Origin of the sequence: Algoriphagus aurantiacus (assembly GCF_035156405.1) — a bacterium.
Lineage (GTDB): Bacteria > Bacteroidota > Bacteroidia > Cytophagales > Cyclobacteriaceae > Algoriphagus > Algoriphagus aurantiacus.
This window is the reverse complement of the sequence record NZ_JAXRUT010000006.1, coordinates 25,786-43,863: the sequence shown is the minus strand read 5'-3', so window position 1 is coordinate 43,863 and position 18,078 is coordinate 25,786. Positions and strand designations below refer to the sequence as shown.

Here is an 18,078-nt window from a genome sequence, read left to right as displayed (position 1 = left end):
AATCATATTTAATATAATTACCAAGAAATTTCTTTCCAGCTATTGGCTTGATTTATGCCAACAACCAAATTAGATTTATCAATGGTATTTAAATTACCTAAATCTCCTGTAATTGTGTTAATTTCATTTATAGAATAAACATCTATATTTGTTCTTGCATTCTGTTTTTGGGTTGGGTCTAAACCTTGTGAATTTGTGTTATGTCTTACAAAATCATCTAAATTATTCTGTAAATCATTAACCTGACTAATATCAATATTGGGAATATCTTCTTTAACTAATACTAAATTAGTAACTAAATCATCTTGACCATTTTGCTTTAATGTTAATTGTGTACCAACAAATTCTAAATCAGATACAATTGTATCCAAGTCAGTACCACCACTATTACCAGTTGCAATAGGTTTTGATTTATTTGTTGAATATGTATATTTTTTATTTATATTTATTTCAAAAGCCATAGTTGTTATTTTATTTCTACTAAATCAATTTGATATACCCCTGCCTTATCTTGATAATTAAACTTTCCTATTGCAAATGTTTTTCCTGTAATTTCTATTGTTGAAAAAATATCAAAGGTACTATTATCTCTTACCATCAAATCACCTGTAATATATTGCTGTTGAAATCCAAATTGCTCTAATGACTGGGTTAATATTAAATCTTGTACAGATAATTCTAATGGCCTGATTGCTGAATAATCCTTTTCTTTTCTTCGAAATGGCAAAGCACCTAATGAAGTATTTAAGCCACTAAGTAAATTATATTTATAGGCAATTTCTTCTAAATTTATATAAGATATTTCTTTATCTCTATTTAGGTTATAATTGAATACATTTCTATTTGTTACACCTTCAAACTTTATTTCATCAACATCCAATATTTCAGTTTTTACTAATTTCAAATCTGAAATAATCATATTCACACCCTCTATTCTGATTTCATTATCAGTACTCAATGAATCAATATTAGTAACTACATATGGTTGAAAGAATCTTAGATACATTTCATTTAATCCTTCCTGTGCTGATATATCAATTGAATAATCATACCCTTCAATTAATGTATCCAAGCCAACTTTTGCTAACCCTCTACCTGCATTAGTTTCGACAATCCAATTATAACTTTCATATCTAGGAATTATATTTGGTTGAGCACTGATTTTTAAGAATTTTGAAACGCCATCAAGCACACTTTCTACCTGATAATTAAATCTTACATCTGTATTGGCTTCTATTTCCTTTATTTTATTTTCAAGTTGATACTTTTGAATTTCGGTTAATGCTTCAAACTCTAAATCTGTTATTCCATAATCAATCACAAATCTGATATTATAACTTAATCTAAATCTGTTATTTTTTGAATCATTTTGAATAATAAAGGGTGTCGCATTGGTTACAGAAACATCTCTATACCATCTAGCAGCTTCAACACCCCTACTAGCTTGTATATCAGAAAAAGTATTGAAAGTTATACTATTGCTTGTTGTTGTTGGGTCGGGTGCTGATACATATTCTCTAAGCTTAACAACATCTGTAAAATCACCTGTAATTAAATAACTTGGTGTATCATCAAACTTATGATATATTTCCATCTTTTTTAAGCTATCCAAAAACTCCAATCCTTTTGATTTATTAATCCAGAATTGGTTAGCATTTAGTGTAGTATGATGATTAATATTTATAATAGATTCAGCATTACCAAAATCAATAAATTGAGGATTTTTGCTAAATTCAAAACTATGAACGGCAAAAGAATCTTTATATAGTAAGTATGTAAAATTGAATGTGTTTGAAAACTTCTGTAAAATCTCAAATAAGGTATATGAATTTCCGTCTTTATCGAATAATGAGGATTTGGTTACATATACAGAATCATAAATATTATCAATGGTGACTGGCTCTACCCCAGTGATACAATATTCACTAGTACTACAGGTACCACCACTAGTTACACTTATTTGTTCTGACACTATTGCCTCACCTGTTGCACCATATCTAAAAACAGGTGTTGTAACAGAACAAATTGTTATTGTAACAGCTTGAGTATTTACATCAAAATCAGATGATTCATACCAAAAATATGCTTTGTTTACTATCTCTTGGTTTGGTTCTTGAGTCTCAATATATAAAAATAATTCACCTGATTCTTTAGCTGAATCTTGTATTACTATTTCATAACAAGTACCTGTTTGAGATTCAACATTACAAGTATTATCACTAGTACTTAACACCGTAAATATTACATTGTCTTGATTAATGGAATCAACAGAGCATAAAGAACCAATAAGTGTATTATTTAATTTTATTCCATTACAATCGACACAATTAATTGTAGCTTGTGCATCTGGATTTATAAATATTGTTTCTTCGACACCTGTTATACAATGATTATATTTAACATCAATAAAATCTAAACTATTATTCACAATATTAATTGAATAACAATTATTTGGGGTAACTTCAGTTTGATCAACAACCAAAAAATCATTACCAATAAACCCTGTACTTCCAATAGTGGAATAAAGTAATTCATTGATTGACTGAAAAATGGAACCCAATGAAAACGAAAATTGATTTAAATCTAAAATGGTATCTGTGATATTGAAAATCTTTAATCTGGATATCCCATCATAGAATTTTAGGCTTACAAATGGTTGATTGTTATCATCACCTTCTTGGTATTGTTCCTGGAGAATGTAACCAGACCATTCTAAAATCTCATTCCTGTAGTATCTCAGAATAAAATCATCCTCATCTTCTATTTCTATGAAATCAGTTTTGATTGCCTCAGTCAGTTTGATTTCTAATTCAGCATAGGAAGATTTGAAAGTTGAAAACTGATTTACAGAATCAGAATCATATACCAGATTGAAGGGATTAGCCGAACCAATCAATTCAATGATTTCGCCTACATAGTCCCTTTTTAGAATATCAATTTTTGTTGTATAAATTCCTCTTGATTGGTATTCCAATCTGTACTTTACCGCATATGCCATTTAAGATGATTTCTTTCATCTTAATTACCGTGCGTACGGTCATTTGTGGTATTGATAAAATAATGGCAAATCCACCCTTTTCTTCCAATTGGAAAAATGGCATTAGTGAAGTGAAAATTTTTGATTTGATGATTTTTTACTAAAAATTATAAGATACTGACATATAGTGTCTTAAGCCCATACAAAATAATTTTTAATTATGTGGCTAAAATGAAAGTTTCTTTGAAAAATATACATAGAAAATATTATAACAAATTGATATACAGTATGATAAAAAGTTAAATATGGGTAAACTTTTTATTGACCCTTATTCAATTTAAAATTTGAATTTTGGATGAAAATTTATTTTAGACATTTTTTGTCATTTTTCAAACCCCTGATAGTAGCTCATTTAATTAAATAAAAAAAGTATTAACTAAAGACTAACTTATTGATTTGATGAACTTTATACAGTTTCTGACTTATGTTCAAAAACATACTCTAAGTTAAACTTTACGGGTTTTATTTGTCAAAATGTGTTTCCATATTTGTTCAAATGCTGTTCTGAAAGGGGTAGCATTGAAAAAAACAAAGGAGGTCATCACCTACCAAGCAATTAACCTCCCTTTGTAACCTTTAATTTAAACATTCCCGAAAGGAGCGGGCTTCACTACCATTATGTCACTATTAGAGATAGTAACGTGCATTTTTGCCATTGCAAGTGGCTTTATGCAATTTGACGACTGGTGGAAAAACAAACGAAAGAAGTAATTCTAAATTTGACTTTCCAAAATGCCCTTTATCATTGGGTATTATTGATAGCCTCTGCTTTGCAGGGGTTATCTTTTTTTACCTCATTTTCAATAGCACAATACTAAAAAAATATTGTCACAAAATGTGTAATAAGTGTGTAAAAAGTGTGAAATAAATTTGTTAAAAGTTTACAAAAGTTTACACAATACCGTTATAACCACCTGATTTTAAACACATTAAATAAAGACTCCAATTTGAATGCTTTGCATTTGAATTTTACGATAAACGTTAGAAACTCCCCGCAAGATCAACCCATTTTTTTAAACTGTAAAACCCCCAATTACCCCCCTATAAGCCTGTTTTTGAACCTTGAATTCTTGTCCAAAATCCCAACTAGATTATCTCCCTTAATCACAAATTCAACCGCTTCTTTTCCTTGATTTGATCCTATACCCCTTGAGCTAAAAAATTTGGTATCACTGGTTCCACTTCCTACAGAACTAACACCCCCACCACCAGAAGAACCAATTGAAGATGATTTAGAAGCCATTGCAGAAACTGCACCGCCTAATGCAATAAGAACTGCACCAGCTGCAATAGCTGCATAAGGATTTGAAAATGCTTTTTTGAATGCCTCCATACTTACACCATAAGCCAAAATCAATTTCCCCATCTGACCAAGGAATTTACCCATAGATCCTAAGATTTGAGTGCCAAATTGTTCTATCCCACTTTTACCATTTACCAGCATTGCACCAAAACCTTCAGCAAAACCAGCAATTGAATCAACAGCAAATCCAGAAACTAAACCATTAAATTGATTATTGAAATCTGTTTGTTGTTGTAAAAGCAAATCATTCCCTGCTTTTTGTGTATTTGCTGTGGTCATATTACTATCAAAAATTGCTTGTGCTTTTTGCTGTAATGATGCAATGAATGGTTCATTGTTCAATTGTCCGCCTACATTGGTATTAATTGGATCTGCTTTAGTGCCTAGATTAATAGTATAATTTCTGTTAACCAGTTCATTCAATCTTGTTTGGAGTGCATCTAACTTGGTTGAATCAAATGCCTGATTATAATCTTGTTCAACTTGCTTGTAAGTCTCTGATAATGGACTAATACCAGCCAAACGCAAATCAATTAAAGCCTGTTTGAAAGTGGATAATCTGGCATCCACATTGTTAAAATCCTTATCGATATCCTTATTGATGGATATTTTGTTAAGTTCCTCTTTCAGCTTTGAAAGAATATCTTTTGTTTTTTCACTGGCAGTTGCCAAAGTTTCAATTGATTCAACAGGTTCAACAGTTACATTTCCAGTATTTTTTAATTCAAGTAATGAGGTTTTCAAATTGTTTACTTCTGATTCTGATTGTTCAATAGCTACATTTTGCTGACCCAAAGCAGATACATATTTTTCAGTACTTTTTTGAGCCATTGAATAAACAGCACCAGTAGTATTCCCAAAGCTGAATATATGAGATGTGAATTGTTCCCAAATTGTCAGTTCAGCTGCTTTTCTTGCCGTCAATTGTGCTAGTTGTTTTTCTTGCTTAATGCTGGTTTCTAAGTCAAAAATCTTTGCTTCTGTGGTTGCAATAATGGCTTTCTTTTCCTTCTCAGATAGTTTATTGAATTCAGCCGTTTTATCATTTAATCCCTTGCTTACTTTAACCGCTTCAGCTTTGATTGTATTTAGATTATTTGTTCTAACTGCAATTTCAGCCGTAACCTTTTTATTGATTTCAGCAGATTTATTAAAATATTCTCCTGCTTTGTACAATGCATAAAGTGAAGCAACAACCGCTGTAATTGGCAATATGGATGCAGATAATGCAACACCAAATGAACTTGCAGCAAAAGTTGATGCAGCATACATTGTATTCAGCACTTTCAACTTTGCAACAACTCCCACGCTCATAGTAACCATTGCACCTAATGCATAAGTAATTGGAGGTATGGCAGCAGCAAAAAGACCAGCAACCACAATATTTCTTTGGGTTGATTTGTCCAAACCATTTAGATAGGTTGAAACATTTTGAACAACAGAAGCAAATGAATTAATGGTAGGTGTAAGATTATCACCAATGATTATTTGAATCCCTTCTAAGCTTGAATAAAGCTTTCTAAGTGATCCACCTAACCCAGATTCCATTTCATCAGCCATAACACCAGCAGCACCAGTAGAATCACCCAAAACACCTTGATAATCCCTAAGTGCTTTTGTTCCGGTGTTTAGCATAATATTCACCGCCTTAATTGATCGTTCTTCAAACAATGCACCCAGAGCAGCATCTTTTTGCATCTGGTTCATTCCTTTGGTTGCTTCTTCCAAATCACCCATTACATCAATTACAGACCTCATTGTTCCATCTTGATCATAAAGGGCAATAGCAGCATTACCAACAGCTATTGAACCATCTTTGGAATTCTTTACCAAGTCCTTTAGCATTGCATTCAATGCAGTACCAGCCATAGAACCCTTTATACCTGAATTGGCCAATACTGCCAATAATGAAGATGTATCTGTGATTGATTGATTAGCAGCAGCAAAATTTGGTGCTACGTATTTAAAAGCTTCACCCAATTGCAAAACATTGGTATTAGATTTTGCCTGGGTTTTTGCGAACAAATCAGATACTGTATTAGCATCATTTGCAGCGATTTTAAAGGCACTCATTGTGTCAGTTACAATATCACTGGCAGTTGCTAAATCGGTGGCACTAGCAGCAGCTAATGAAAGAATTGCAGGTGTAGCAGCTAAGGTTTGATTAGTATTGAATCCAGCCAAAGCCATAAAACCCATTGCATCCCCTACCTGACTTGCGGAATATCTTGTTGATACTCCTAACTCTTTTGCTTTATTTTCTAATTGGTCAAACTCTGCACCTGTGGCACCTGATAAAGCCTTAACTTTTAATATTGAATCCGAAAACTTAGCAGCGGTTTGTGTTGATATTGCACCTATTGCGGTTAATGGTGCAGTGACTTTTAAGGATAAATCTTTTCCTATTGATTCAAGCTTACCACCAAATCTTTTAACTGCTTTTTCTGAACTATCTAAAGCTTTGTTTAATCTTCCTGAATCTGCCCCAATTAAGACATTTAAATAGGCTATAGTTTTTCCAGCCATTAAAAAATATGTTTAAAAAATATGGATGTAATTAAACACCCATTATGTTACTCTTTAATTTAAATAAGGTATACCAAGAATTTTTATATTCTTTTGTATTTCTTCAAGTGTAAATCCACTTTCACCTTCCCAAGGCAATTTATATAACTGTTTTGGTCTTTTGATTTTCTCATTATGTACCGCAACAATATGATAATTAATTAATCTGTTTTCCTCCAATGTTAATTTTGTAAATTGAAGATCATTATGTTCATATTCTTCAATAATACTTATTAATTCAGTATCTTCTAAATTCCAAAAATCATTTGGTCTAATCTTTATTACACCAACACAATACCCAAACAACTTATAAATATCAATTACTTTTTTTTTGAACCATCTGCTGGTTCCTCTTCTATTTTATTTGAAGAATCATTAATATCTTTTATACCTAAAATTTCCTTGAATAATTCTTTATTTGAAATATAAAGCAATTCAGGATTTTCACTTTCCATTTCATCAATCAAATCATAGAAATCTACAATATCAATCGGGCAATCCTGTCTGATATAAAAATATCCAGCAACTATACAAGAATATAAATATTCAAGTATATCACTTGCTAATGTTGGATTAAATGGTCTCTTATTTCGATCTTCGAAATTTTTGTAAGAATAAGATGATTTCTTAAATTCAAATTTTCTTGATCCCAAATTTATTTTCTTGTTCATAATTATAAATGGTTTTATTTATCTTAATTATCTTCTGAATCGTTAATTGTGGTAAACAGAAAAAGGACACATAAATTAATATGTATCCTCAATCAAAAAATAAACACTAAAAATATTAAGCCGAAACAGTTACTATTTCTAAACCTCCTGTACCTTGAATTTCAGCAGAAAAAGTAACAGCTTCATTTTTACCAGAATCAATTGACATACTATTAATGAATCCTTCACCTTCATAACATTTTTGGGTTAAAATATTATACCCAAATCTAAATTTAAGTTTAGTACCATTCATTAAGTCGGTTATTTTAGTATCAACACTTGAATCAGCTCTTTGAATTCCTTCAACTGAAAAAGTAAATGTATATTCTCCTTTACCATCAAATTCTTTAACAAAATTTCCAGCATCATCTACTGAATCTTTGGTTGTAATTTCTATATTATCTTTTGATATGGAAAATGAAGAACTAACTTCACCACCAAAAGCTTCATAAGTTCCGCTCACTTCTTTATATAAAGCAACGAAATTTCCAATTGACATACTCATAATTATATTATTTTAAAAAATCTTTATTCTAATTTTAATTTAGACACTATAATAGTGCCCTATAATACTTACTGTTTTATTAAACAATTGTGCATCATTTTTATAATCTTCTTTTATATTTAAAAAATCAAATTCTACTCCTACCCCATCAGATTCAAAATTGACTGCTTCAAAATTTTCTCTTACTGAATCAACCAAACTAATTAACTGACTAAATGTAGCTGAAAAAATATCTATATCAATCATATAAGTATCAAATGCACTTACTTCCCTTTTACCTGCATTGGGTTCAATGCTTGTTACTGTATAGGTAATAAATGGTAAATTTTTACCCTGTGCAGCCCTGATTGGAAAAATGTTATTACCTACTATGTTATTTATATTTACATCGGCAAAAAGGATTGAATATATTATTTCTTCTACTTTCATTATTTACGTTGCACTATTTATTACTTTTTTAATTTCATTGGTAAAAATATCAATAGCTTCATTTTTACTTGATTCATAACCACGTTCAAAAAAATTGTTTGCTGGCATCTTTCCAGTATGGGTTATTCTGAAATATTCACCACTGGCAAGCCTGATTGTATTGGGTTTATTCAACTCCCTTTCTTCTGTTCCAAACTCCACTAAATGGGCGTGTGGTGCAATCTTCCTATCTGCTCCCACTCTAATCAATGCACCGTTTTTTGAACCATATGAACCATCAGCAAAAACCTTGATTGATTTCTTTAATTCTCCACTTTCTCCAATAGGTGCTTCTGATTTGACGGCTGTTTTTATTTTGTGTCCAGCTTTTCTTAATGCTTTCTTGATTTCAGTAACAGCCATTTTATTATTCAATTTTTTCAATTGAGCAATCAATTCTTTTTCACCTCTTAAATCAATGTCAAAATTATTCATTAGAAATTATCTTTAATATATGCCATTAATTGTAATCCTTCTTTAAATCCAATTTCTTTCACCCCTACTATTTCAAAATATTTATCATCATCTATTGAGTATATTCTCATTGTAGAATTAACACCCTCTATATAATAAATTGAAAAAATAGATTCTTCATATCCAATTTTTTGATTAGCTTCAAATTTTTCATTTCTTACCAACTTATCATATTTTTCTGCATATACATCTTCTAACAATTCCCATGAAATTATTTCTTCACCAAAAGAATTTTTGATTGTTAATGGTTGTTGAATCTGGATTAATCTATTAAAATTTCCTATGTACATAATTATAATGATATCATTTTTGTATAAGGTCTAAGAATTCTATCAACCACATTTAAATTAAATGCCGTTCTGCCTATTACTATTTCTTGTCTATTATTGAATAGATCACCAATGTAAAGTAATGCAGCCTGTTTAAAGGATTCTGGTATTACTGGATAATCAGTTTTAATTGAATATATAATTTCTACATAATCAAAATCAATCGTTTCTGTTACATTTACAGTGTGTGTAGTTTGGGTAAATTCAGCATCTTCTTTAACCAATTCATTTTTATAGTACAGATTAACAGATTCAACAGTATCAACAATATAATTACCCAAATAATAATACGGACTATATTTTGAAGTCAATTTAAGTTTCTTTGAAAAAATAGTTCTATCAATAAATTCTTCCACCATTGAAGATGCAGTAATAATCAAACTGTTAATAGTGGTATCTTCCCTACTATTATTTAATCTTAGATGTTTTTTTGCTTCTTCCAGAGTTACCAATTTTGGTTCTGTCAATAGTTCTATTACTTGAATCATTATACTATTATGGATTATAGTATAATTACTTCTAAATAATATGATTGTGGCATAAAAAAAGGATGTACAATTAATGTACACCCTTATTAAAAAATATAATCTATTGATTAAACAGCTACAATATCTTTTGAAACTGATTTTCCCTCGAAATGAGAATCTTTAAGATCGAAGTAAGAACCTAGATTCAAGATTGTTTGACCATCACCAGAAGCTGTATATGGATCAACAACAATTTCAACAGCTCCCCAACCAGCAACAATTGCACTAGAGAAATCACCAAATGCCATAGCTGACAAGTTAGTACCTGTGCCTTTAGTAAGGTTAGAAGGAACTCTGTTTGATACCACGAAAGGCATTCCATCAATCAGATTGTTTTCCAACATAAATTTATCAGATCCTGAAGCTTTTGCCAATGCTTTCAATGCAGCCCAAACATTATAATTGATTAGGTATTTAGCATTTGCAATATCAACTTCAGCTTTACCAGCTTTAGAAACAAATTCCTGAACTTTGGCAACAGTCAAAGCAGCACCATTAGTACCCATTACTACAGCTTGAGTATCAGAAGCAGCCAAAAGATTTTCTAAATACTTTTCATCCAATGCTTTCTGGATTGATTTTTCAATCTCTTTTCTCAAATAAGCATCTACAGAGCTAGAAGATTGAACCAATAATTGATTGCTTACTGCTAATCTGGTTGCTAGTCTATTTGGTGTCAAATCTACAGATCCAATATTATGATCAGATTTAGCAATAGTACCATTTTCAGTAACCCAGCTAGAAACAACTTTACCGCCTTTTGGCATTTTCACATTACCAACTAATCCAAGCATTTTAGAAGCTCCCAATTTGTCAAGTAATGAACCTTCAAATAAGGATTCAATTATTCCTTTTGCCTCAGTGCTTACAGTGTTTCCACCTTTAGCCCCTGAATCACCAGTTACACTAAAATCTCTATAATTAGAAGGAATATATGCAGCATTAGAATTGATGGCAACACCAGCTTCTCTAAGCTCTCTTTCACCTTCTGCTTGTGCTTCAGCAAATACACCAGATACTTTTCCGCTTCTCACTGCTTCGATATGACCTAACAATGAATATTTTTCAGTTGATTTAGCAACTACAGAAGGTGCATTACTAGCCATTCTAAGCTTATAATTTTCTTCCTTTTCAGCAGCTTCAATTTTAGAATCTAAATCTCTAATTTCGCCATCCAATTTATCAAATGAACCTTTTTCAGTTTCATTGAATTCTCTGGATTCAGCATTTTTTGTATCAATCAATTCACCCATAGAAATAAGCTTTTGACTTCTTAATTGTTTTAATTCAGTACTTTTCATTTTATAAAAAATTATTAATTATTCTAATTTAATTTTGGGAAAATATCCCTTTAATATATTTACTTTAAAAAATATAATATGTGGTAATTATTTTTTAAGACTATGATATTTATAATCACAATCTTCACTCTTACCTTTAATTTCTTCTTTGACTTCTACAGCAACATCTTTATCCAATTCTTTCTTAACATCTTCAAAGCTTCTAACCATACTTGAAGTACTGTCATAAGCTGGATTTGTAACAGGTGAAACATCAGATATTTTTTTGAATTGGGTTATATATCTATAATATTGATTACCTACTTTCTCCCATCTTTCACCACTACCATCTTGAGGTAAATAAAAAGCAAAAGAAGATTTGGATATATTTTTCTTTTGGATATTCCTATGAAGATCTTTTATATAACTTACTTCTTCATCAACTTCAAATTTATATTTCAAACCTTCAGTATCAACAGTTAATTCAAGTGTATCCACATCAGTATTTTTTCTTGCCAATACATAATTATTAGAGTGGTTAAATAAGGCCACTACATCAGATAAATCTGTATTCTCATTAATTGATTTAGTTTCAATTATTTCTTTAAATCCACCTAAATCTTTTGATTCAGAATTGAATTTAAGTGCATAACCTTCAATATATTTTTTACCATCTTCTTCAATGGCTCTAAATTCAACACCTTCTATATTTCTTATTTCCTTATTCATTATCAATTTTATTTTCTATTTCATCAGCTTTTGCATATTCCAAAGCAGCCTTAGAACTCCAAAACCTATTTACAATATTTTTAGGAATTAAATTTGCTTGTACGTATGTATCACCATTAATTTCTTGTGGCATATCTTCTAAACTTCTTATTTCATCTGGTGAAATTGCACCCAAATAAAATAACTGTTTGTAATATTCTGCCCTTCCTTTACTATCACCACGTAATAAAGATTCAATTGAACCTTTAAAATAATAATCTGATTTAATTTCAGTTCTAGTTAATAGTTTATGTTTTAATTCAGCCTCAATCATATATATAATTGGGCTTAATGTTCTTTTATAAAAATCTAGTTGTTGCCCCTCTATTGAGTTATAATTACTTGGTGTTTCACTAGCAACAATTTGTATTGGTACATTTAAAATCCTTGCTACTTCTGCAATCTGTATATTTCTTGTTTCAATCAATTTGATTTGATCAGGTGAAAGTGATACAGGTTTAAAATCAAATCCTTTATCTAATACCAATAATGATTTTGAATTACTACCAGTATAATTAGCTTGAATACTTTTTCTAAATTCTTCCTTTTGATTTTCTTTTAATCTATCTTCAGTAGTAATTACACCTTTTATATTACTTCCATCACCTTCAAAATTCCTTTTCGTATACCTCATTGAGGATAAACTAATACCCAATGTTTCTGCAAATACCGTTAATGGATCAATACCAAATGCACCATTACCAGAATTTTTAAATACTAATAAATCATCATTATGAACTGGAAGGGAATTAATTATATAATACAATTCATTATCTACGATTTTTGCATCAGTTACTTTATCATAATCAACAGGAATTATTTCTAAAATTTCTCCTGAATTTTCATCTCTCACAATCAATGCAAAACCAGTACCCCTAAATAACATATCATTTAATATTGCTCTTTTAAATTGATATGCAGTTTGAAATTTATTTGGTTTGTCTTTTACCAAATAATTCAAATCAGAATTTATATAATCTTTTGATTGTCTTAACTTAAATGGAATAGAAGCAATTGAATTTGCAATAGAATTAACACCAGCGGTATAGGCCGTAATTGATTTAATGGTTGATGCATTAAGAATAATTTCATTTTGTGGTGCATCAATTGAGTAAAAACCAGTTCCTAAAGTTGTTTTGAATGATGAAAAAATATTATTAATGTTACTTAATATTGACATAGAATTAAATTAAAAATGAAGGGGCATTTAATTTGAACTACTTAAAAAAATATAACCACAACTACTAAACAAAAAATAACCCCTTCATTATAATAGTTACTTATTTAATATCAATTTGTGGTTAACCAATTACCAAGTTACATACTTACCCCTAAAATCATAATGTACAAATGTCCTATAAGCTTTCAACCCACCAGATTTAATTATCCCTTCATTCATCATTTCTTTAATGATTACGGCTAATTGCTTTGGTGTCAAACCTTTTACCTTTATATCAGCAGCAATTGCCGTTAAATGCTTTGATTTAGATTTACCACCTTCATTTTTATTATGCTTTGGGCATCTATAACCACTATTAATAATGATTGGAAGTTTGATATAATATCTGATTAACTGTAAATTGATTGCCAATTCATTAATATTATTAATTAATTCATCTGGAAAAGTACACCCACATTTACAAGTAAATTCTGATAATGCGAAATTTGATGTTAATTGCATATAAAAAATTATTGTTTCTTTGTTTGACTATTATAGTCTGTAATTTTTCTTTTGATTATTGTTACAAATTTGTATGGCACCAAATTCATTTCTGCTAGATTTTCGCATATACTTAAAATATTTTGTCCAAGAAATGTAGAATAAAATATAGAGTATAAAGGAACAAATATAATTGAATGTATAGCAGCAAATTTGACTAATGACAATAGCATTAAAGCAGCCAATAGAGTTAATAAAAATCTAGGAAATTTCTTTGATACTAATTTCTTATCTTCTAGCTCTTTTGGAATTGAAAGATTTTGTTTCTTTAATCCTCTGATTTTTAAAGAATACATTATTGATTTTGCTACACCTGTTAAAAAATCAATCACATAAAGAACAATTAAAAAATATATCGCCCCTACTGATTGAAATAAAAAATTAAATATTAAATCAATTACTGTTATTAATGGAAATAAAATCTTAATTACCCATTCATTATCAACATTTTTAAAAATTGCTTTGATTAATTCACTGCCACTTGTATATCCATACATTTCATTTATTAGATTAAAAAATTATACCATTATAAAACCTATACCATCATAGTATTCGTTTTCATCTGGTTCAGTTAAAGAATTCAAATATTGTCCTACATTCATTAATAAGGCAATTGCTGAATCTATTTTGTCACTTGACTTGGATTTTATAGGTTTAATGTTTTCGTGGTTGTCTTGCAAAACCTTTACATTGCTTATACACCAGCTTAACACTTTATTATCATTATGTTCCAATGTCCTTTCTAGTACCATATTTTCAAGCTCTTTTGTAGCAGGTGAAAATGATCTAAAATTTTGATTGAATTCAACAAGCTCACAATCCACAATTTTACTTATTTCGTGGTTCATATAATTACCTAGAAATCTATCATATGTGATTTGTTTGATTTTAAACTTTTCATTGATTTCAATAATCTTTTCCAATACAAAATCAAAATCAGTTGTTTTTTTGATTGTTAGAAATAAATTATTTTTTGGATCATCACCCCAATGTAAAAAAACCCGCCCAGCCGAAATGTTACTTTTTTCAATTGCTGCATCCATAGGCAAAAAATTATAAGATAAAGTCCTAAATTTTTTTCTTGTCTCAGTAGGTGGGAATAAAAGGTTTATAGAAGTTAAATCTTTATTAGCTGAAAAATCATAACTCATAAAACATTCTTCACCTTCCAAGTCTTCATCTGTGTATTCTGCCTTTAAAACGTCCCATTGAGCGGATTTAATAAACGCTGTAGCAGCATCAACCCAAAGATTCAAATGAAGCTGTTTAAACGCCTCTAATTGCGTTGGAATTGCTTTAGCTTTATTGGCAGCAGTTAGAAGATATTCAAGGCTTACACCAACACCTATTGAAGGATTGGCAAGTTTAAGATTCTCCAAATCATCAATGGGTAATTCTGGATTCCCTTCGAAAATAAAAGGCAAAAAAGTTTCATCTTCAATTACACCTTCAATAATCTTTTTGGAATAATCATAGAGTTCATAACAGATATGATTTTTATCAGATCCACTAGTTGAGATTGTAAAAATTATTGGCTGTGAACGGCTACCAACTGAAGTTGATAATACTTGGTATAATTCATCTGATTGATGAGCGTGTAATTCATCAATAAGGGCAAAATGGGTGTTGTACCCGTGTTTAGTATTTGCATCACTGGATATAACTTTAACAAAAGAATTTGTTTTTCGATATGATACACTATTCAACAGAACCTTTAATACCTTTTGGAATTTAGGTTGCTTGCTTACCATTGCCTTTAATACGTCAATTGCTAAACGTGCTTGTTCACGGTCTGCACCTGCAAAATAACATTGTGCAAATTCTTCATTATCACATAAAAGGACATATAATAAAATAGCTACACTAAATACAGTTTTACCATTTTTTCTTGGAATCAGTAAATTAACCTGTCTATACTTTCTAAATCCTGTTGATATATGTTTATATCCAAATAAAGCTCTAATTAATTCTTTTTGCCAATCTAATAATAGTAATGGTTGTCCTGCTTTATTTCCATCTACAATTTTACAGTATAATTCAATAAATCTAATTGCTCTTTCTGCTTCCTCTTTATCGTAATAATATTTGGTAAGATCAATTCTCGAAAAGTCTACAGTATAATTATTCATTAAAAATTAAACTCATCTTCTTTACTTTCATTAGCTGGTTTAAATTCTACCTTGTTTCTAGAACTTGGAGTCATCCCAAATTCTTTTAATAGTCTTGCAATGTCATTGAATAACATTCTTTTGTAAGAAGCTAATGGACTTAATTTTTTAACAAGTTTCCCCCTGTTATTATAATCTTCAATAATCAAACCTTCAGATTCAATTGTTTTGGTGACTGTGATATATTCACCATATACATCAGCCAAAAGAGTTAAAGCAGGTGCATCTAATGAGGTAAGCACATCATACCCATTAATCCCTAATTGATCAACCAGTAATTTGAAATTCTTCCTTGATTCCCCTTTTAGAAAAACAGGCACTTTCATTGACTCTATTGAATCAAATTTTACATCTTTGTTCTTATCCCTGTCTGCTCTGTAAGTGCCGTTTAACTGCTTTATTTCGTTTGGAATCATATTTTAAAAAATCATAGAAGGGGTTTTTTACCCTAAAAAATGACATAACGTGTGTCTCCCTAGGGGGAGTGGTTCATAAGAAATTGATAATCAAACAATTACACCCCCTACCCCTTTAAATAATTTTATTCAAAAAATATTCACAAAAAAGAATACTTTATTAACCTAGTTACCGCTTCCAGATGCATTTGTGGTAATAAAAAGAATAGAGCAAGAAAAAATTAAATAAAAAAAACACATAGTATTAGTATGTGTTATCTAAATCAAATCAAAAATTAATTAATAAAAATACTTTACTGTATAACCTTTTATATCTTCATTCCTATCAATCTTTTCTTTAGTCCAAGCTATACAGTAATCAAAATAATTTGCTGTATCAGTTAAGGAATAGAATACATCAATAAAATTATCATTCTTGTATATTTCAAACTTTGGTATTACTTTGGAGTAACTACCAGAATCATATTCAGTTTTATAAATAAAAGTAGAATTGATTTCTTTAACTCTTATACGGCTACTTCTTAAACATTGATATATACTATTTGGTTTGATTCCTAATTCTTTAGAGGCTTCATTTACATTATTAAAAAGCTTAATTGGTTTATAGTAATAGTTTAATTGATAAAGTGGCTGATTACTTGATATTCCAGTGACAAAGGTTTTAATGATTTTATTTACCAATCTTACTTTTATTGATGCTTCTTCATTAGTTACATCAAGTCTATTTGAAATCTCTTTTGGTGAATAACCCAAATAGAATAAATACCAGCATTTAAAGGGTGTAATGTCTTTTCCCTTCTTCATATACTTATTAATAATATGTCGCCTTAGCTTTGGGAATATAGCCTCTAATTTGGATTTACTATTGGTGTTACTATCAATTGAATCTGGTACATCAAAATCTTCTGATATTTGCTGATATTTTCTTTCTTCATTCGTAAAGTTTGAATGGCTAACATTCCAAATCACACCAAGTATTATTTTCTTTAATTCAGGTGTTAATTCAGAATCAATTAAACCCTTTTCTATAATGATTAATAATACATCTTGTATAGTATCATCAATCATTTCTTTGTTCTTAATCTTTTTGGTATGTTGATTTACATAATTATATATTTCAGTATTCATATTCACTTTATTATAAATACAAATATATATTGAATATATATAAATCACTATAAATTAAACATAAAAAAACCTATCAGGATTATTTGATAGGTTTTATATTATATAGGAATTATTTATTATTACCAATCAGAAGAAACAGTATTAATAAATTTATCCGATAATGTTTTTTCAATTGAATCAAGTGCTTTTATAAAAGTATTACCATTTCTTACATTGCCTTTTCCATTTAAAATATAATCTTCTATTGGCTCTGTATCTCCTATACCTCCAAATATTTGATTACCTACTGCATTATGAAATCTAAGATTACTTATAGTAACTCTAATTCTACTATCTTTTCTTTCTATAACTACATTACCATAAAGATTAGATCCATTAGCAATAGGCATTAACATTGCCATCCTGTCTTTATAACCATATTTTTTAAATTCAACTTCCATTGGTACTAATTCAGCAGATGTTGCATTTTCTGTACTGTTTATAATTTTAATAGCCGAAATAGTTATTTCATTAGGAAAATCTTCTGATTCAAAAATTCGCTGATAAACAAATGCACCATTATTTAATTGAAGATATTCTGTTTGTAATTCTTGTGCTTCTACATTTATAGAAAACATACATAGTAATAATAAGATTAGATTTTTCATTTTTTTTTAAGTTAGTTGTTTATATAAATACTA

19 protein-coding genes are annotated in these 18,078 nt (G+C 29.6%); all 19 read right to left on the bottom strand.

Features of this window, described 5'->3' with window-relative positions; genetic code table 11:
• Nucleotides 1-17: 17 nt before the first annotated feature.
• Nucleotides 18-461, bottom strand: a complete 444-nt coding sequence (locus tag SYJ56_RS07955; RefSeq protein WP_323833237.1) for a hypothetical protein — start codon at nucleotides 459-461, stop codon at nucleotides 18-20.
• A 5-nt stretch (nucleotides 462-466) separates the two neighbouring features.
• On the bottom strand, nucleotides 467-2,998 hold the full coding sequence (locus tag SYJ56_RS07950) for a hypothetical protein (protein WP_323833236.1): 2,532 nt from the start codon (nucleotides 2,996-2,998) through the stop codon (nucleotides 467-469).
• A 1,072-nt stretch (nucleotides 2,999-4,070) separates the two neighbouring features.
• Entirely contained in the window at nucleotides 4,071-6,866 is a 2,796-nt protein-coding gene (locus SYJ56_RS07945) for a phage tail tape measure protein (protein ID WP_323833235.1), read from the bottom strand.
• A 54-nt stretch (nucleotides 6,867-6,920) separates the two neighbouring features.
• Nucleotides 6,921-7,211, bottom strand: a complete 291-nt coding sequence (locus SYJ56_RS07940) for a hypothetical protein (RefSeq protein WP_323833234.1) — start codon at nucleotides 7,209-7,211, stop codon at nucleotides 6,921-6,923.
• A gap of 14 nt (nucleotides 7,212-7,225) precedes the next feature.
• The gene (locus tag SYJ56_RS07935; RefSeq protein WP_323833233.1) at nucleotides 7,226-7,576 is read right to left on the bottom strand and encodes a hypothetical protein; all 351 of its coding nucleotides are present in this window, start codon (nucleotides 7,574-7,576) and stop codon (nucleotides 7,226-7,228) included.
• A gap of 115 nt (nucleotides 7,577-7,691) precedes the next feature.
• The gene (locus SYJ56_RS07930; protein WP_323833232.1) at nucleotides 7,692-8,120 is read right to left on the bottom strand and encodes a phage tail tube protein; all 429 of its coding nucleotides are present in this window, start codon (nucleotides 8,118-8,120) and stop codon (nucleotides 7,692-7,694) included.
• 39 nt (nucleotides 8,121-8,159) lie between these two features.
• Entirely contained in the window at nucleotides 8,160-8,549 is a 390-nt protein-coding gene (gene gp17 / locus SYJ56_RS07925; protein WP_323833231.1) for a tail completion protein gp17, read from the bottom strand.
• A gap of 3 nt (nucleotides 8,550-8,552) precedes the next feature.
• Nucleotides 8,553-9,023 carry an HK97-gp10 family putative phage morphogenesis protein gene (locus SYJ56_RS07920; RefSeq protein ID WP_323833229.1) on the bottom strand — a complete coding sequence of 157 codons (471 nt, stop codon included), beginning with the start codon at nucleotides 9,021-9,023 and terminating at the stop codon, nucleotides 8,553-8,555.
• Nucleotides 9,023-9,352 carry a head-tail adaptor protein gene (locus SYJ56_RS07915; protein WP_323833227.1) on the bottom strand — a complete coding sequence of 110 codons (330 nt, stop codon included), beginning with the start codon at nucleotides 9,350-9,352 and terminating at the stop codon, nucleotides 9,023-9,025. Before SYJ56_RS07915 ends, SYJ56_RS07920 begins: the two co-directional genes overlap by 1 nt.
• Nucleotides 9,353-9,354: 2 nt before the next feature.
• Nucleotides 9,355-9,879, bottom strand: a complete 525-nt coding sequence (locus SYJ56_RS07910; protein ID WP_323833225.1) for a head-tail connector protein — start codon at nucleotides 9,877-9,879, stop codon at nucleotides 9,355-9,357.
• 107 nt (nucleotides 9,880-9,986) lie between these two features.
• The gene (locus SYJ56_RS07905) at nucleotides 9,987-11,219 is read right to left on the bottom strand and encodes a phage major capsid protein (protein ID WP_323833223.1); all 1,233 of its coding nucleotides are present in this window, start codon (nucleotides 11,217-11,219) and stop codon (nucleotides 9,987-9,989) included.
• An 87-nt stretch (nucleotides 11,220-11,306) separates the two neighbouring features.
• The gene (locus SYJ56_RS07900) at nucleotides 11,307-11,927 is read right to left on the bottom strand and encodes an HK97 family phage prohead protease (protein WP_323833221.1); all 621 of its coding nucleotides are present in this window, start codon (nucleotides 11,925-11,927) and stop codon (nucleotides 11,307-11,309) included.
• A complete protein-coding gene (locus SYJ56_RS07895; protein WP_323833220.1) occupies nucleotides 11,920-13,146 on the bottom strand; it encodes a phage portal protein in 1,227 nt (408 codons plus the stop codon). The genes SYJ56_RS07900 and SYJ56_RS07895 overlap by 8 nt, the downstream gene beginning before the upstream one ends.
• A 129-nt stretch (nucleotides 13,147-13,275) precedes the next feature.
• The gene (locus tag SYJ56_RS07890) at nucleotides 13,276-13,647 is read right to left on the bottom strand and encodes a D-Ala-D-Ala carboxypeptidase family metallohydrolase (protein WP_323833219.1); all 372 of its coding nucleotides are present in this window, start codon (nucleotides 13,645-13,647) and stop codon (nucleotides 13,276-13,278) included.
• 8 nt (nucleotides 13,648-13,655) lie between these two features.
• A complete protein-coding gene (locus SYJ56_RS07885) occupies nucleotides 13,656-14,183 on the bottom strand; it encodes a phage holin family protein (protein WP_323833217.1) in 528 nt (175 codons plus the stop codon).
• A gap of 21 nt (nucleotides 14,184-14,204) precedes the next feature.
• A complete protein-coding gene (locus tag SYJ56_RS07880) occupies nucleotides 14,205-15,815 on the bottom strand; it encodes a terminase large subunit (protein WP_323833215.1) in 1,611 nt (536 codons plus the stop codon).
• Nucleotides 15,815-16,270: a phage terminase small subunit P27 family gene (locus SYJ56_RS07875; protein ID WP_323833213.1), complete on the bottom strand. Its 456-nt coding sequence runs from the start codon at nucleotides 16,268-16,270 to the stop codon at nucleotides 15,815-15,817. Before SYJ56_RS07875 ends, SYJ56_RS07880 begins: the two co-directional genes overlap by 1 nt.
• 279 nt (nucleotides 16,271-16,549) lie before the next feature.
• Nucleotides 16,550-17,398 (bottom strand): NUMOD1 domain-containing DNA-binding protein, encoded by an 849-nt coding sequence (locus tag SYJ56_RS07870; protein WP_323833211.1) that lies wholly within the window; start codon nucleotides 17,396-17,398, stop codon nucleotides 16,550-16,552.
• Nucleotides 17,399-17,517: 119 nt separating this feature from the next.
• Complete coding sequence (locus SYJ56_RS07865; protein WP_323833209.1) at nucleotides 17,518-18,045, bottom strand: hypothetical protein; 528 nt, start codon at nucleotides 18,043-18,045, stop codon at nucleotides 17,518-17,520.
• Between the last annotated feature and the right edge of the window lie 33 nt (nucleotides 18,046-18,078).

Bases quoted from the DNA above. Each gene is read 5' to 3' on its own strand.
- SYJ56_RS07955 (WP_323833237.1), bottom strand. From the start codon at position 461: ATGGCTTTTGAAATAAATATAAATAAAAAATATACATATTCAACAAAT.
- SYJ56_RS07950 (WP_323833236.1), bottom strand. From the start codon at position 2,998: ATGGCATATGCGGTAAAGTACAGATTGGAATACCAATCAAGAGGAATT.
- SYJ56_RS07945 (WP_323833235.1), bottom strand. From the start codon at position 6,866: ATGGCTGGAAAAACTATAGCCTATTTAAATGTCTTAATTGGGGCAGAT.
- SYJ56_RS07935 (WP_323833233.1), bottom strand. From the start codon at position 7,576: ATGAACAAGAAAATAAATTTGGGATCAAGAAAATTTGAATTTAAGAAA.
- SYJ56_RS07930 (WP_323833232.1), bottom strand. From the start codon at position 8,120: ATGAGTATGTCAATTGGAAATTTCGTTGCTTTATATAAAGAAGTGAGC.
- gp17 (WP_323833231.1), bottom strand. From the start codon at position 8,549: ATGAAAGTAGAAGAAATAATATATTCAATCCTTTTTGCCGATGTAAAT.
- SYJ56_RS07920 (WP_323833229.1), bottom strand. From the start codon at position 9,023: ATGAATAATTTTGACATTGATTTAAGAGGTGAAAAAGAATTGATTGCT.
- SYJ56_RS07915 (WP_323833227.1), bottom strand. From the start codon at position 9,352: ATGTACATAGGAAATTTTAATAGATTAATCCAGATTCAACAACCATTA.
- SYJ56_RS07910 (WP_323833225.1), bottom strand. From the start codon at position 9,879: ATGATTCAAGTAATAGAACTATTGACAGAACCAAAATTGGTAACTCTG.
- SYJ56_RS07905 (WP_323833223.1), bottom strand. From the start codon at position 11,219: ATGAAAAGTACTGAATTAAAACAATTAAGAAGTCAAAAGCTTATTTCT.
- SYJ56_RS07900 (WP_323833221.1), bottom strand. From the start codon at position 11,927: ATGAATAAGGAAATAAGAAATATAGAAGGTGTTGAATTTAGAGCCATT.
- SYJ56_RS07895 (WP_323833220.1), bottom strand. From the start codon at position 13,146: ATGTCAATATTAAGTAACATTAATAATATTTTTTCATCATTCAAAACA.
- SYJ56_RS07890 (WP_323833219.1), bottom strand. From the start codon at position 13,647: ATGCAATTAACATCAAATTTCGCATTATCAGAATTTACTTGTAAATGT.
- SYJ56_RS07885 (WP_323833217.1), bottom strand. From the start codon at position 14,183: ATGTATGGATATACAAGTGGCAGTGAATTAATCAAAGCAATTTTTAAA.
- SYJ56_RS07880 (WP_323833215.1), bottom strand. From the start codon at position 15,815: ATGAATAATTATACTGTAGACTTTTCGAGAATTGATCTTACCAAATAT.
- SYJ56_RS07875 (WP_323833213.1), bottom strand. From the start codon at position 16,270: ATGATTCCAAACGAAATAAAGCAGTTAAACGGCACTTACAGAGCAGAC.
- SYJ56_RS07870 (WP_323833211.1), bottom strand. From the start codon at position 17,398: ATGAATACTGAAATATATAATTATGTAAATCAACATACCAAAAAGATT.
- SYJ56_RS07865 (WP_323833209.1), bottom strand. From the start codon at position 18,045: ATGAAAAATCTAATCTTATTATTACTATGTATGTTTTCTATAAATGTA.